Source organism: Lunatimonas salinarum (assembly GCF_017811155.1).
Lineage (GTDB): Bacteria > Bacteroidota > Bacteroidia > Cytophagales > Cyclobacteriaceae > Lunatimonas > Lunatimonas salinarum.
Genome location: NZ_JACVCV010000117.1, coordinates 1 through 503, shown reverse-complemented (window position 1 = coordinate 503; position 503 = coordinate 1). Strand labels below are relative to the sequence as shown.

The 503-nt window shown below is 43.9% G+C and carries 1 pseudogene; it reads right to left on the bottom strand.

Annotation, left to right across the window (positions count from 1 at the left end):
* Positions 1 to 160: 160 nt before the first annotated feature.
* Positions 161 to 503, bottom strand: a pseudogene (locus tag IAQ59_RS22145) (hypothetical protein); the annotation flags it as partial.

Genomic DNA, 503 nt, shown 5'->3' with positions numbered 1-503 from the left:
AAAACTTTGCGGAAAACAATGTCTCAAATTGCAAAGGAATTTGGGATTGGCAATGGTCTTTTGTCAGGCTTAAATGAGGATCTAAACCAAGAGAACTTAGAGGGCAAAACGGTACATTTAAACCTCAGGACCATGCTGAAATGGTTACATTGGTCCCGAATTACTGCTGTTGCCCAGAAATCAACCGATAGGTATACAGGGTATGAAAATCTTCCTCTACTCCTGCCCTTTCCTGGTCTTTTAATGCGAGAATTTGCCCTTTGCTGTCCACCAAGGCTGAATAGGGATTCATGCTTGGTGGAATAGGTTGATCATCGGTCATATTATTAAACTCCGAGTCAAAAATAGCAAACTCCATGGGAAAGGAGTAAACCACTTCCATTCGCTGGGCCGGGTCTGATACGTCGTAGGCCGCCTTTGTGTCCGGAGAAACACCCTTACTGTAAACGACCAAAAAGTGATCTTCTAGCGGCAAAAACCGGTGTATCTGTGGTATGCGATAT